Genomic DNA, 14445 nt, shown 5'->3' on the forward strand with positions numbered 1-14445 from the left:
TCATATCTCTGCATGTTGCTCAATACAGTTGATCAAGCGCCTGCTTCAAGTCATCGATAATATCTTCCACATCTTCTAATCCTGTGGATAAGCGGATCAGACCATCCGTTATGTTAAACGTGTTTCGATCTTCTTCAGCAATTGAAGAATGTGTCATAGAAGCAGGATGCTGTACGAGTGTTTCTGGATCACCTAAACTAAATGAAATCATAGCAAGTTGTAATGCGTTTATTAAGCGTCTGGCCTTGTCAAATCCACCCTTTACTTCGAAGGAGACAATACCGCCCATACCTATCATTTGCTGTTTGGCTAAATGATGCTGAGGATGTGAGTGTAGACCCGGATAGTGTACCTTTTGAATCAACGGATGGTCTGCGAGAAATTCAGCAATCTTTGCTGTACTATGGCAGTGCTGTTTCATTCTTAAACCAAGCGTTTTTAACCCACGCAATATCAAGAATGCATCCCACGCACTCAGATGTTGTCCTAAGTCACCTACCATGTTCTTTCGCATCCAGTTAATCTCTTTTGTTTTGCCTGCGATGAATCCAGCTATGACGTCCCCATGCCCGTTCAGATACTTTGTCGCACTATAGACAACAACGTCAGCCCCTAATTCAAGTGGCCTCTGTAAATAAGGGGTCATAAAGGTATTATCAACAATAACCGTTATCTCGTACTTATGTGCTAAATTGGACAGACCTCTGATATCTAAAACGGTCAAACAAGGATTAGAAGGTGTTTCGAGGTAAAGAACTTTGGTATTCGAACGTATGGCACGTTCTACAGCGTTCAGGTCTGTACAATCAACAAACTCCGTTTGGATTCCATAGCGTGGCGCGAGATGATGAAGGAACTTATACGTCCCTCCATAAATATCTCGTGTGCATAGTACATGGTCTCCTTGTTTTAAATAGGTTAGAAGTGCACTTGAGATGGCTGCCATACCACTACTTACTCCCAGTGCTGATTCTGCTCTCTCCAGGTGAGCTATTTTCTCTTCTAATATCTTCACCGTGGGGTTCCCGTACCGGCCGTAATAGGTTCCTGCTTGTTCTCCATTAACACAAGAAGAAGCAGCTTCGACTGTTGGAAATGCATATGCAACTGCCGGGACGACAGCCGATACAACTGCACCCGATTTTTCACAAGGTTCCTGAGCGGTATGAATAATAGCTGTGTCTATACGCCAATTGTTATCATATTGTTTCGCCACAATCACCGCCACCCCCATTCATTAAGAATCCAGAAAGATTGATTAACGCTCTATACTCATTAGTCATGAAGTTCAATTCTTTTTTTACACAGATTCAGTACATAATTGTAATAGTGCATTTTGTACTGTTGTTGGAGGTAATCTTCAAACGAATAGCTTTTCTTCAATTCCTCTACGGGTTGATCGGCTTTATTCGCCATTTCTTTTATATCTTTTTCATACGTTTCTAGATTGAATTCATTGGCACCCGTAGCATCAAAAGATTGACCCAGCAGCATTTCTTGTATACCTCTTGTTAGCGATTTCCGAACATAAGCTTCACTTTCCTCTAACGATGGATTTTCAAGCTCTACAGAAGCATATTTCACAATATAGTCCTCATAACTCGAGTTCTCCCGGGCTGCGTGTTCTCGTACGTTTTGAAGTTTATGGGCTATATCTTCCTCGCTCATGTCGAATTCTGATCCGTCGATACCTGCTTTAATCCAAGCTTGTGCAATTTTAAATACATTCTGCTTTTTCAATTGCTCGGAGAAATCATGATATAAATGAGCTTTGTACTCCTTGATCGTATGAACATGCTCTATATTCAGGCCTTCAATGAATTCATCTGTTACCTCGGGTACAATTTTTCTTTGAGCATTTACTACTTTTAGGGTTGTTTCCTCTCCATCTATGCTAATGCGCTTAACTTCCCCTATTTTCATTCCAACAACATGCTCTTCAATACGTTTGTTAAAACCAATGCCTACGGAAACCTGTACATTACTTTTATTCAGATCGGTGTTGTCACTTTCGATATCCACTGTAACAATGTCACCTGAAACAATTGGATCAGATGACTCAATCAAAACTACATGTTTCTTTGCCACAAATGAGATCGCATCTTCAACCTGGGATTCAATTTTTTCATGTTGAATGGATAGCTCCTCAGGTATGATAAATGTACTAAAATCATATCTATTTAATAATTTTGATTTTAACAATCTAGTCACTCCTTTATTATTATCATGGTTTAGCTACCATAAAGTTTCACATATAAAAGAATCTAAAATATACAAGATACTTGAACACCTGTATATTCTAGATCTTTTACTTGGTTAAGAATTGTTAGCCGCTAGACACACAGAATGTATCTCTTATTACTGACGTATTTATCCGAAAGCGTTAGGATATTAGATCTGTAACGACATCGAACACTTCTTTATTTTCATTAATTTTATCTTTGTTACCAATTACACAAGAACGGCCTTGCGCTACGATTTCTTCGAGCAGTTTGGCATATCCCTGTATATCCTCAGCCGTAGTTGATAGGATCTCTCGTCTTTCTTTCTCCAGATCAGCAAATGATATGTTACTAAAGTAGTATGCATCACTTTGCTCACCTTTTTCGCGATCGGATAAAGGTCTATCTTGCCCTGCAATGGTGCCAATGATATACTTTGTCATCGTTTGTTGGTCTTCATTGAAATCAGCCAAATGTTCGTAAGCATGATCGTAAACATTGAAGGTAGCTGCTACATTCGGGTCTCTATAGGAGAAAAATGAACAAACTCCCCATCGACTAATCATCATGCCTACTCCATATGCCCCACCTTTTACCCTCACAGCATTCCACAGGTAATTCAGGTCAAGAATTCTCTTCAGAACCTTGAGCTTACCCGAGTATTCATAACCTAAAGTTTGATATTGGTAACCTTTCGTGACGTAAGAAACACCGCTAGAAATAACATAAGCTTCATTTTCTTCAGTTGTATCACTGATTTCTGTAGGTTGAACCTTGTGATTCTTCGTTAAATCATTTAATTCTAACCGAGGCAAGAACTCGCTGAATACGTTAAATAACGCCTGATCTCCAGTGAAGCTTAAGACAAGATTCGTTTTGGTAAAGACATACTGTCTCGTTTTCTCAAGTGCTTCAAGAATAGATTCTTGATTCTGATCAAAGTCCTTCAAGATACTACAAATAAAACGATAGAAGTTGATTCCATCTAGATTTTCTTCATATTTGGCAGCGTGAGATAATTGGGAATGCACCCGCATTAACGCAAAGGAATGACCGTTTTGATTCAGACTCATCTCAAGATTCAGCTTGATTTCTTGTAGCAATTCCAGAATTCTCTTCTCATCTGTGAACAGCGAGTGGTTTATGATTTCGTTCAAATAATGGAAAGAAACTTCGAGATGAGGCTCAAGCACTTTAGCTCTAGCTCTTAATCTCACATTCAAATTCTCTTCATTTGAATTTTCAAACGTTTTATTAGAGAAATCCAGTCCTCCAAACTTGATACTGATTTCATTAGATAACTCGTTATAGTTATAATTTCGAGTATCTACCTTACCAAGAAGCTTGCTTAACAAGGAAACGTAAGGAATGTAAGACTCCCCCAGTTCTCTCACCACATTTTTGATATCAAAGTAGAGATTATAGTGCGCGATCTTACTGGTGTTCATCTCATGCCACAGTGTATCTATGCCATTAACTTTTACATCTGTGCAAGGGATTCTCTCTGGACTCTGGTTAAGGTCACTCAACGTGAGCATTGGAATCTGTTCAAGATCTTCCTTGGTATCTCGTGTAGACTGTCTTTGGATAAGCTTTTCTGTTTCCTTCTGCAGTTGATCAAGCTCTTCTGTACGAAGTGAATTCTGATATGTCTTAAGTTTGTTAAGTTCAGCCTGACGCTTCTGTTCTCCTAATGTCCTGGATGGCTTCACCACTGCAAAACTATTGTGCTTACTATTCAGAATGATCTCCTCAATGAGTTGTTCGAAATAGTTTGTAGTTAATGCTAATTTGATCTGTTCAAATAATTTCTCATATGCTAGACAATCTTCTGGTCTTCCATCATATAGCCAGTTATCCATAACAAATAAGTTGTAAACAAGCCCTTTTGGCATACTAAAGTCTGCTTCTCTTAACTGAAACTCACTCCCGCTGATCGCACCTTCAATGAGCTTCTTATCAATTCCTTCTTCTACAATTCGTGTGAGTTCTTCGATAACTGCAAGCTTGAATTCTTCTTCCTGTCCTTCGTGAGCATTTCTAACGATGATTGAGAAAACGGGCTGACGCAAAGCACTATTAAACATCCCTGACACATGCTGCCCAATCCCTCTCGCAAGGAGTGCCTTTTTCAATGGTGCGGCTGGGCTAGTTAGCAGGATTTCCTGTAAGATCTGAGATGCCACCGCACGTTCTCTATCAGAATGTTCGCCAATTACAAAATTCAACGCCATATGCACTTTATTTTCTACGGTATCTGTTTCCAACACTTCATATTCTTTTACAACAGTATGCTTCTGAACAGGTTGCTGCAGAGGGATGCTGGAATCAATCTGCTTTTTGTCATATTTAGTTAAGTAATCCCGATCCAGAAAAGCTAACGTTTCTTCCACATTCAGATTCCCGTACAAAAAGATGTAGCTGTTACTTGGGTGATAGTAGGTATAATAAGCTTCCATAAAACCGTCATATGTTAGGTCGGTAATCTTCTCTGGATCTCCCCCTGAAACATGACGATAAGGGTTATCCGGGAATATGGATTCATTAATAGTATTGGCGAGGATGGTATCAGGAGAGGAAAATACGCCCTTCATTTCATTAAATACAACACCTTTATAGATGAGCTCATCCGTGGTTTCATTTATTTCGTAATGCCAACCTTCTTGCTTAAAGATCTCATCGTGCTCACGAATGTTTGGATTGAACACGGCATCCATATACACGTCCATGAGATTCATGAAATCTTTCTCATTCCGACTGGCTACGGGATACATCGTTTTGTCCGCAAAGGTCAATGCGTTTAAGAACGTGTTCATAGAACCCTTTAACAATTCTACAAATGGTTCTTTCACATTAAATTTTCTCGATCCACATAGAACCGAATGCTCTAGTATATGAAATACGCCTGTACTGTCACTTGGGGGTGTACGGAAAGAGATGCTAAACACCTTATTATCATCCGTACTATCTACATATAATAGTCTAGCTCCAGTCTTAGTATGTTCTAATGTATATACATTGGCATTAAGCTCTTTAACGAAAGTTTCCTTGTTGACAGTGAAGCCAGAATACACTTGATTAAGGTTTAATTTCGACATGTTTTACCCCCCGATGAAATTTTTATCATTCTAGCATTGGGGTAAATGTAAAACAATATCGTTGGTTTATTCAGGAACAATTCATGTCTATTCAGGATAGTATGATGTTCATTTGACTTTACTAATTTCATTTCCAACAGAAAATAAAAAGTGATCTTTTCCCGATTTGATACTTGGAAATGATCACTTTAGGTTGAACCAATACGGTATAAAAAAATGTCCTACCAAGTCTGAATAGTAGGACACTCTCATCTGAAACGTTATGGATTCGTTGACCAAAGTACAGCTTCTTTCAATAGAATCCGTTGATTAAGCTTCAATTGAGCCACAATCAGTTCACCTAAATCTTCAGGCTGCATAACCTTCTCGGGATTACCGTCTGTTAGCTTAGATTCAATTGCCAAGTCTGTAGCTACCGTACTTGGCGTTAGTGTAGTTACTCGAATATTTTTCTTACGCACCTCAAGCATTAAGGATTCACTAAGTCCAATGACTGCTGCTTTGGATGCCGTATATGCACTCGTAAGCGGCGCACCTCGGAGCCCTGCCGTTGAAGCAACGTTGATAATATCACCTGTATTGCGCTCCATCATCTCTGGCAATACTGCACGAGTTGTATAATATACCCCTTTGACATTAACGTCGATGATATTTGTCCATTCTTCAGGTGTCAATTCCATGAATCCCCCAAATTTACCAATCCCGGCATTGTTAACGAGGATGTCGACGGCTCCTAATTCGCTTCGAATTGAATCCACTGCTGTGGTGATTGCATCCATGTCAGATACATCTGCTGAGGCTACTGCAACGTTCACATTGTACGACTTAAGCTCCTCCGCTACATTTTGTAAATTTTCAAGACTCCGGCCAACTAGACCTACATGTACACCCTCTTGTGCAAGCGAGATTGCGATTGTTCGCCCGATACCTCGCCCTGCTCCCGTAATTAACGCTACTTTACCTGTGATGGATTGCATTTTAGTTTCTCTCTCCTTTTATATCTCGTTCGAACGTTAAAATGTAAAGTCAACCTACAAACTCAGAAATCGAATACGGATCAAACTATAAAGTTCATATTACACGCTTAAGCTCGTATTGAATAGAATGCACTTTTCGGTACGGAGGTTACCAATTGGTAACCAACTCCTTAGCTCATTGTGTTTCCTGTTTAAGTTGTTCGATCCGTTTACTTCCCCATGTATACATCATTTCGACAATCGGCAATATACTCATCCCGACCGTTGTCATCGAATATTCTACTTTAGGCGGTACATCAGGGTAGACCTCCCTATGAACAATCCCATCTTCAGTAAGCTCACGGAGCTGGCTTGTCAACATTTTATGCGAAATTTTAGGAAACAACTTCTGTAAATCACTGAAACGATGTGGCCCTTCTACGCCTAAATGCCATAAAATAACCACTTTCCATTTACCACTGAGGATAGATAACGTATACTCCTTGGCACAATGGTAGTCTTTTTCTATTAATCTGGTTCTTATTTCTTGTCTTAAATGATCTGCCATTTCTCCATCATCCTTAATGATATTAATCATTCCAAACCTTATATCCTATAGTCAATCCTATGTATTATACCATCAATATCGAAACAGATCTTAACACAAACAGCCTGACTCCCTCATAAAGTCAGGCTGTTTATTATTTAAGAAGAAAATCTAGCAACAAGTATTCTATGGGGAAGATTGTTTTCTCTCCCCGATCAACTCGATCTTCTTTCGTCAACTTACAAAACATTTTAATAGAAAATTTAATGAAAAATTTGTCTGCATAATCCCATTTTTTCAAATCTAGAAGGAACCGACGCTAAAAGTGTTTATGTATTTCTGTGTTCTATTCTGTTAAACAGCTCTTGTCCATCATATCCGCGGTCTCTAACTACATCACTCAGGAATCCCACACCGTTACCAGAATCACCTCCAAATGAAGCCCAACTGAGCGCTCCTAGCACCATAGCAAATGGATACATCATAACTCTTAATACTCTTTTCATTTGCTCATCCCCTTTTCTCTTCAACTGATTAATTTGACATATACCCTATTATTACGAATATTAAGTATACATGTTTCAATTTTCTTGATTCAGAATAAATACAAATCAAAAAAGTCGATGCCCAGATGGACATCAACTTTAACGCGCGTAACCGTATACTAACCTTGAAAAAACATTGGAAATTGTTGAATGATTCCGGTGGTCATCATATCGGCCATCTCTAATGCTTGTTGTTCAATGGGATCAGCAAGGGCTACATTCGTGGTGTAATCCTTCGCAATACGAGTAGCTACCGCTTCACTTAACAGTCTCAAGTGTTCGAACATCATCCGTTGCCATTCCTCTTTAGACCAATATGGATTGATTCTAGCAAAAAACTGAGCAATGTTGTCTGCATTCGCGTACCAACGTTTCTGTGCATCCTCCGCTGCTGTAGTATTGCCTGCTTTTAGTGCGGTAACAAGCTCTGCCGCAATGGTCAGATGCTCACTGAGTAGCTTCTCAAACTCATTGGCAATAGCTGAGCCATAGATCGGTGCAAGCACCACTGCAAAGTCTTGTGGATTACGAAGAAGTCTTGCCGTAGTCTGGTCTGCATCTCCAAGCCCATCAACAATACTGCTCACAGTTAACCTTGTCCAGAAAACATGTTGTTCCCAGAGCGTCCGTAATTTCCTGTTTAGCTCTACACTGTTTGGTGTCCATTGCACAACGTGCTCTTGTCGAAATCCAGGATAATAATAAACGGGATAATACGTATACATCTATCCGTCAACTCCTCTTTTTCAACAATATATAGGCGAAACACCATATTGGTGCATGAAAAATGGGTAATATGTGATCTAAGGAGGAAGAACTATGGAACCGCATAAGGAAAAGCCAACTAACACAACAAAGGATTTCAGTACAAGAGACGCTGGGTTAGTGTTTCTTTCATTTTCTTTCATTTGTGCAGCTATTATCTTTGCCCTTGTCATTAATGATGTACTAACACTTCAACATTTTTTATCCTTGGATTCGCCTTTAGAAATGATTTGGATTATCGTCTTTTCTACGATTGGTCTACTGTTGTTCGGGGTCATTTTGAGTTCATATATCCCTGCAAAATATATCGATGACACGAATAAAAGCTATCCGGATTCCTCAATCCTTACCCTCTCGCTATTTATGTTTGTAGGCGCATTGTTTGAGGAAATGTTATTTAGAGGAATTGTGCAAAATGTACTATACGTATTCATTGATAGTAAATGGATTGCAATCCTTACAACCACATTGTTGTTCATCGGCTTTCATATTCAATATTTCAAGAAACCGATCATGCTCATCAACATTACCATTCCAAGTTTCGTTTTTGGATGGATTTATACAGAAACGAACAATATCGCCGTTCCAGTTCTTGTCCATTTCCTTATGAATGTAGGTATAACGCTGTTATTTAAATATAATATCATCCGTCTCAAACGTTAAAACGTAACTATGCCCATCGCCTGTTTCACTTTAGTAAGTGTAACATTGGCCTGAATAGCTGCTTGTTCAGCGCCATGCTTAACAATCTCATCCAACTCTGACGAGTTCACGATTTCCTTAAATCGACTCTGAAGCGGGACTAATTTCTCAACCACCAGTTCAGCTAATTCCTTTTTGAATGTACCATAACCCTGTCCGTCGAACTTTTTCACAACATGCTCTATTGTTTCGTCCGAAAATACAGAATAGATCTCAATTAAATTGCTAATGGCAGGCTTCGTCTCCCAGTTGTAATAGACGCTCCCCTCAGAATCGGTAACTGCACGAGCGAATTTCTTCTGAATCGTCTCAGGTGAGTCTAAGAGAAGTACATAACTGCTGAGATTTGGATTGCTTTTACTCATTTTCTTGGCTGGATTATCTAGTCCCATAATTCGACTGCCAATCTCTTGAATGATAGGCTCTGGTAGGGTGAATGTTTGCCCAAAGCGATGATTGAACCGTTCGGCTACATTTCGTGTTAGCTCCAAATGCTGCTTTTGATCTTCCCCCACGGGTACATGTGTCGCTTGGTAGAGTAGAATGTCTGCTGCCATTAAGACGGGATAGGTGAACAACGCTGAGCTGACAACATCCTTACCCTCTGATTTATCCTTGAATTGTGTCATGCGACTCAACTCTCCAAAGCTAGCTTGCGTTTCGAGCAACCACGAAAGTTCAGGGTGTGCAGCAACTTGGGATTGAAGAAATATGCATGCTTTAGCAGGGTCTACACCTGCCGCAATATAAAATGCTGCAATTTCTCGTGAGCGACGCCTTAATTCTTCTGGATCTTGATACACTGTGATCGCATGTAAGTCAGGGATAAAGAAAAAACATTCAAACTCATGTTGATACTTAACAAATTGACTTAATGCTCCACCATATCCTCCAATGTTCAGATCCCCACTTGGCTTAATGCCTGATAAAATTCTCTGTTTCATTCCCATTCCTCCTAATTCATTTGAATTCATCTAACCAAAATTATTAGACGAATGAAAAACAAAAAACACTCCATCCCTTAAAAGGGACGAAGTGTTAGACTCCGCGATACCACCCGAATTCAGCCTATGGCTGCACTCACACCTGTCAAAACGACTAACAGGGTTCCCATGGATAACGGAGGGATGCCGTCAACGCCTACTGTTCGCTATGCGAAGTTCGAATTGAAGCGAATGGACCCATTCGTTGCACTTTCTCGTACCGGACCTCTCACCATTCGCCGGCTCGCTTGGACGATTCAATACAACTACTCTTTCCATTCATTGCTAACTATTCTAAATTAAAATACATATTATCCGAATCTCAGTCAAAAATCAAGCATCTAAATATAGGGTAAATGACCCATCATATCACTAAATTTGTATTTACATAAAACAACTGGACTGGGGAATGCTACAAAAAAATTCTCCAGTTTGGAGTGAAATCGATGAAACAATCCGGATCGAAGATCAGCACATCCGAAGTAGTCATTGTCGTTATTAATTCGATCCTTGGAGCCGGAATTCTAACACTACCTCGAACGATTAGTAAAGCAGTGGAAACACCAGATGTGTGGATCTCCGTCATCGTGTCAGGTGTATTGGTGGCGCTAATTAGTATTCTACTCGTTACCTTGTGTCGCAGATTTCCTGGCAAAACGGTATTTGAATTTGTTCCTGAAATTACAGGCAAATGGATTTCATATGTTGTGGGACTTTTGATCATTATTTATTTTATCATTCTGTGCTCATTCGAAGTCAGAGTCATGGCCGAGATTACGAGCATGTACATCCTCGAGCGTACACCGAGTTGGGTTACCATCATGGTCAGCTTATGGGTTGGCATTTATATGATCAGTGGAGGTCTTAAAGTGATCATCCGCGTTTTTGAGATTGTATTACCTGTCACCCTCTTATTGTTAGCCGTAGTGTTCCTTTTAAGCAGCAGAATGTTTGAATTGAGTAATCTTAGACCTCTTTTGGGTGAGGGTCTTCTCCCTGTATTAAAAGGCATTAAACCTTCATTTCTCTCCTACTCCGGATATGAAGTGTTATTGATCATTACAGCCCTCATGTCGGATGTCAAAACAAGTAATAAAGCCGCGATCTATAGCATTCTCATCTGCACTATCATATACCTGGTTACCATCGTCATGGTCGTAGGGAATTTATCATTGCCCGGTATTGAATCACGAACCTGGCCTACTTTAGATATGGTGCGAAGCTTCGAAATTGAAGGGATATTCTTTGAACGCTACGAATCGCTTTTTATCGTTTTTTGGCTCATGCAAATTTTTGCGACATATGCGTTTAAGCACTATTTTGCAGCCGTGGGTATTCGAGATTTGTTCAGTCTCCGAAAAATCACAGGTATACAATATGCATTGCTGCCTGTACTCTATATCATTGCTTATTTGCCAAAAAACCTAGAAGAAACATTAGCCTTGGGGGATTTTCTAGGAAATATATCCGTCTTTTTGTTCGGATTATTGCCACTTCTGTTGCTGATCATCAGCATGATCCGTAAAAAGGGTGGTAAACACGCTTCTAACGAAGGCTCAGAATTACAATCCCAAAGTCAATAAACGCCTAGCCTTCATGGTCTTTGCATCGTTGCATCGAGTTAGATCATAATGCTCATACTACACACGGAATATATATAAGGGAGACTTGGTATGGATCTGCAAAGTGGAAAATTGTACTGGCCGACAACGGTTGTTAACCCACCCTCTTATCCTAAGCTGGAAGAAGATATATCCTGTGATGTACTCATTATTGGCGCTGGGAGTTCAGGTGCTCAGTGTGCCAACATCCTTAGTGAGCAAGGCTTGAAAGTAGTCATTGTAGACAAAAGAAAAGCCGGAGAAGGTAGCACCAGCACCAATACAGCTCTGATTCAATATGCCGGTGAGAAGAGCTTTGTATCGCTTAGCAATTCCTTTGGCGAAGCAGTGGCTGCTCGTCACCTTAAGCTATGTGAACAAGCGATTAATGATATTGAGCGAGTCAGTAGCGAGCTACCTATTCATCCGGATTTTATAAGACGTGACAGCTTGTATTATGCAAGTTACAAGGAAGATGTCTCTGCTCTAACCGAAGAGTATGCTCTACTTCAAAAATATGGATTCAAGGTAGATCTGTGGGATGAACAACACATCAATCAAGCGTATCCTTTTCAAAAAGCAGGCGCTCTGTATTATTATGATGATGCTGAGATGAATCCGCTAAAATTCGTATATGGACTTCTTGAGAAAGTAAGATCTCATGGAGGCTTAATGTATGAGAACACCGAGATAACGGGAAAACGATTCGAACAGGACTACGCTGTTTTCTACACCAAGGAGCGTCGTGAAATTCGGGCAAAACATGTCATTATCGCTGCCGGTTATGAAGATCGTGAGTTTAAAGTTGAGAAAAATGCGACGTTAGCGAGCTCTTACGCTGTCATTACGAAACCTATTGACGATTGGTCGAGCTGGTACAAACGAACATTAATATGGGAAACCGCCCGTCCCTATGTCTACATGCGCACCACTCCAGACAATCGAATCATTATCGGAGGTATGGACAAGGATACGGATTACGCCACTACACGAGATTCTAAGCTCTTAGCGAGTAAAGACAAACTCATTCAGGAGTTTAACAAATTGTTCCCTGACATACCGGCAGAACCCGAGTTTTATTTGGGAGCTTTCTACGGGGGAACGCATGATGGGTTACCTGTAATCGGCCAATATGATACCTATCCTCATTGTTATGTCATTATGGCTTACGGAGACAACGGGACGGTGTATAATGGTGTATTAGCCAAAATCATTGCGGATAAAATCGTTACAGGATCAAGCCCTGATTGGGATCTCTATCTGCAAAGTAGGCCACTTATCACTCACTAACCAGACTTAGTAATACAAAAGGCTCGATCAGGTAACCGTAATGGTTAACGATTCGAGCCTCTTTGCTTTACTTTTTCAACAAGTTAAACCAGTTATCCAGTGCTTGAACGACTTCCTTTAGCTGCTCATCCTCGGTAATTTCAGGTGTACGGTCTCCCTTTTGCATGCCGTACGATCCAAACTGTCCGTGGTTGCCTCCATCTATACTGACAAATGTCGTATCCTTCGGAAGATTAGTTTTTGTTTTCTCCCATTCTTCCCAGTTCAAAACGCCATCATTGGATCCTGTAATTTGTAGTGCAGATAAGTTGGTTTCCTTCAAGCTCCCACCGTCATCAGCGTAAGATGCCAAGTAGAAAATTCCCTCAAGTTGATCAGCATGCTCCGCGGCATACCGTGAAGCAAATGCACCACCAAGTGAATGACCCCCGATTACATAAGCTTCATCTGGATGTTCAGCGATAAATGAATCTGCTTTGTTCAGTCCAAAAATGGCTAGATTCAAAGGCATCTTGGCAATGTATACTCGGTGGCCATGTTCAGCCATTGTTCTTGCTAATAGAGAGTAACTGGATGGTTCCACCAGACCTCCGGGATAAAAAACGATATTGGGCTCCACGGCCTCGGTTTCCTGGGGTTCAAAGCGGTAGCCTTGCTTCACCTCGGTAACCAGTACCTGTCCATCACTTTGTATAGCTGCTTCAGCTTGTTCGGATGGGCTGTATGTAACCGATGATAGGTAAACAAACAATCCCACTACAAGAACAACGACGACCACGCTTATCCATATCAGTATTTTTTTCCATCTGCTCATGCGTTGCGCCGTTTTCAATATAATACCACCTTTACTTGTTACGAATTGGATTACATTTAAATTATATTTACCGGTAAGTAAAATTACAAGAGGATTTTGCTAATGATCGAAATTTGTCATAAAATATTCATGTGAAGGAGCGAATACAATGCTAGAGAAACCAGCAAAACGGTTACGGGGAAGACCCAAACAGGCTGTCAATGATATATCCATACAGCAGGCAATTATTTATACAGCGTCCACACTTTTTAAAGAATACGGCTACGAAGCGGTCTCGCTCCAACAGATCGGGAAACAATGCGGGGTATCCAAACCAACTATTTATTATCATTTCGCGAGTAAACCCGAACTATTCAAGGTGGCAATGACAACGATGCTTAACAACGTTCGGAAGGTCACTTCACATTTATTGAACGAAGTTGACCATCTGGAGCACGGTTTGGTGCGATTGGCTGAGGCCCGATTAGCGAATCCCCATGCAGACATTGAAACGATGATGAGAGAAGCTGAGTCTTTTCTTGATGAAAAGCAATTTCGCGAAATCCGTGAAGCTGAGCAGCAGATCCATGAATTGCTGGCTGAACATTTCAGGCTCGCTATGGATCAGCAGATCCTTCGTGAAGAAGATCCCATGTTCTTAGCAGAGACCTTCTCGACGCTAATGTTAATGGGAAATCGTGAAAACAATCCACAAAAGTATGAATCACACCTTGTCCTCGCCCAAAAGGTGGTATCCCTCTTCCTGCAGGGCGCAAAGGCAACTTAAAGAAATAAATAAATAAATGAATGTTATACGATGTCGTACAATTGGCAGCTCGATAGGATAGGATTTAACTCAAGCAAGATCTTAAGCACAATAGCTAGCTTGTTAATCGACGGGAATTTCGTTCTTGGAACGGAGTTTTTTCGTCGTTCCGCTTTC

The 14445-nt window shown here is 40.5% G+C and carries 13 protein-coding genes and 1 other annotated feature; of the genes, 4 read left to right on the plus strand and 9 right to left on the minus strand.

What is annotated here, in order from left to right; all coding sequences use genetic code 11:
* Positions 1-19: 19 nt before the first annotated feature.
* The 7 genes from J2T19_RS04125 to J2T19_RS04155 form a co-directional block, all read right to left on the minus strand.
* The gene (locus J2T19_RS04125) at positions 20-1216 is read right to left on the minus strand and encodes a trans-sulfuration enzyme family protein (RefSeq protein WP_307213457.1); all 1197 of its coding nucleotides are present in this window, start codon (positions 1214-1216) and stop codon (positions 20-22) included.
* Between the two features lie 59 nt (positions 1217-1275).
* A complete protein-coding gene (locus tag J2T19_RS04130) occupies positions 1276-2202 on the minus strand; it encodes a trigger factor (protein ID WP_307213459.1) in 927 nt (308 codons plus the stop codon).
* A gap of 181 nt (positions 2203-2383) precedes the next feature.
* The gene (locus J2T19_RS04135) at positions 2384-5320 is read right to left on the minus strand and encodes an insulinase family protein (protein ID WP_307213461.1); all 2937 of its coding nucleotides are present in this window, start codon (positions 5318-5320) and stop codon (positions 2384-2386) included.
* A gap of 260 nt (positions 5321-5580) precedes the next feature.
* Positions 5581-6297, minus strand: a complete 717-nt coding sequence (locus J2T19_RS04140) for a 3-ketoacyl-ACP reductase (RefSeq protein WP_307213463.1) — start codon at positions 6295-6297, stop codon at positions 5581-5583.
* A 175-nt stretch (positions 6298-6472) separates the two neighbouring features.
* Positions 6473-6844, minus strand: coding sequence for a winged helix-turn-helix transcriptional regulator (locus J2T19_RS04145; RefSeq protein WP_307214020.1), 372 nt, complete (start codon positions 6842-6844; stop codon positions 6473-6475).
* A gap of 308 nt (positions 6845-7152) precedes the next feature.
* Entirely contained in the window at positions 7153-7329 is a 177-nt protein-coding gene (locus tag J2T19_RS04150) for a hypothetical protein (RefSeq protein ID WP_307213465.1), read from the minus strand.
* 158 nt (positions 7330-7487) lie between these two features.
* Positions 7488-8093 (minus strand): acetylglutamate kinase, encoded by a 606-nt coding sequence (locus J2T19_RS04155; protein WP_307213466.1) that lies wholly within the window; start codon positions 8091-8093, stop codon positions 7488-7490.
* A 94-nt stretch (positions 8094-8187) separates the two neighbouring features.
* Between J2T19_RS04155 and J2T19_RS04160 the strand changes: the two genes are divergently transcribed.
* On the plus strand, positions 8188-8796 hold the full coding sequence (locus tag J2T19_RS04160) for a CPBP family intramembrane glutamic endopeptidase (RefSeq protein ID WP_307213468.1): 609 nt from the start codon (positions 8188-8190) through the stop codon (positions 8794-8796).
* Here J2T19_RS04160 and trpS read toward each other — a convergent pair.
* A complete protein-coding gene (gene trpS / locus J2T19_RS04165; protein WP_307213471.1) occupies positions 8793-9779 on the minus strand; it encodes a tryptophan--tRNA ligase in 987 nt (328 codons plus the stop codon). The genes J2T19_RS04160 and trpS overlap by 4 nt on opposite strands.
* Positions 9780-9858: 79 nt before the next feature.
* Positions 9859-10110 (minus strand) — a binding site (T-box leader).
* Positions 10111-10264: 154 nt separating this feature from the next.
* On the opposite strand from trpS, the gene J2T19_RS04170 reads away from it, so the two are divergent.
* A complete protein-coding gene (locus J2T19_RS04170) occupies positions 10265-11401 on the plus strand; it encodes a GerAB/ArcD/ProY family transporter (RefSeq protein ID WP_307213473.1) in 1137 nt (378 codons plus the stop codon).
* Between the two features lie 90 nt (positions 11402-11491).
* Positions 11492-12709 carry an NAD(P)/FAD-dependent oxidoreductase gene (locus J2T19_RS04175; protein WP_307213475.1) on the plus strand — a complete coding sequence of 406 codons (1218 nt, stop codon included), beginning with the start codon at positions 11492-11494 and terminating at the stop codon, positions 12707-12709.
* Positions 12710-12776: 67 nt separating this feature from the next.
* On the opposite strand, the gene J2T19_RS04180 is transcribed toward J2T19_RS04175, so the two are convergent.
* Positions 12777-13523: an alpha/beta hydrolase gene (locus tag J2T19_RS04180; RefSeq protein ID WP_307213477.1), complete on the minus strand. Its 747-nt coding sequence runs from the start codon at positions 13521-13523 to the stop codon at positions 12777-12779.
* 148 nt (positions 13524-13671) lie between these two features.
* Between J2T19_RS04180 and J2T19_RS04185 the strand changes: the two genes are divergently transcribed.
* Entirely contained in the window at positions 13672-14289 is a 618-nt protein-coding gene (locus J2T19_RS04185; protein ID WP_307213479.1) for a TetR/AcrR family transcriptional regulator, read from the plus strand.
* Positions 14290-14445: the final 156 nt, after the last annotated feature.

It is taken from the genome of Paenibacillus tundrae (assembly GCF_030812775.1).
Taxonomy (GTDB): domain Bacteria; phylum Bacillota; class Bacilli; order Paenibacillales; family Paenibacillaceae; genus Paenibacillus; species Paenibacillus tundrae_A.

Coding starts and splice junctions, on each gene's coding strand:
- J2T19_RS04150 (WP_307213465.1), bottom strand. CDS start 7,329: ATGAAAAGAGTATTAAGAGTTATGATGTATCCATTTGCTATGGTGCTA.
- J2T19_RS04180 (WP_307213477.1), bottom strand. CDS start 13,523: ATGAGCAGATGGAAAAAAATACTGATATGGATAAGCGTGGTCGTCGTT.
- J2T19_RS04145 (WP_307214020.1), bottom strand. CDS start 6,844: ATGGCAGATCATTTAAGACAAGAAATAAGAACCAGATTAATAGAAAAA.
- J2T19_RS04155 (WP_307213466.1), bottom strand. CDS start 8,093: ATGTATACGTATTATCCCGTTTATTATTATCCTGGATTTCGACAAGAG.
- J2T19_RS04170 (WP_307213473.1), top strand. CDS start 10,265: ATGAAACAATCCGGATCGAAGATCAGCACATCCGAAGTAGTCATTGTC.
- J2T19_RS04135 (WP_307213461.1), bottom strand. CDS start 5,320: ATGTCGAAATTAAACCTTAATCAAGTGTATTCTGGCTTCACTGTCAAC.
- J2T19_RS04175 (WP_307213475.1), top strand. CDS start 11,492: ATGGATCTGCAAAGTGGAAAATTGTACTGGCCGACAACGGTTGTTAAC.
- trpS (WP_307213471.1), bottom strand. CDS start 9,779: ATGAAACAGAGAATTTTATCAGGCATTAAGCCAAGTGGGGATCTGAAC.
- J2T19_RS04160 (WP_307213468.1), top strand. CDS start 8,188: ATGGAACCGCATAAGGAAAAGCCAACTAACACAACAAAGGATTTCAGT.
- J2T19_RS04185 (WP_307213479.1), top strand. CDS start 13,672: ATGCTAGAGAAACCAGCAAAACGGTTACGGGGAAGACCCAAACAGGCT.
- J2T19_RS04140 (WP_307213463.1), bottom strand. CDS start 6,297: ATGCAATCCATCACAGGTAAAGTAGCGTTAATTACGGGAGCAGGGCGA.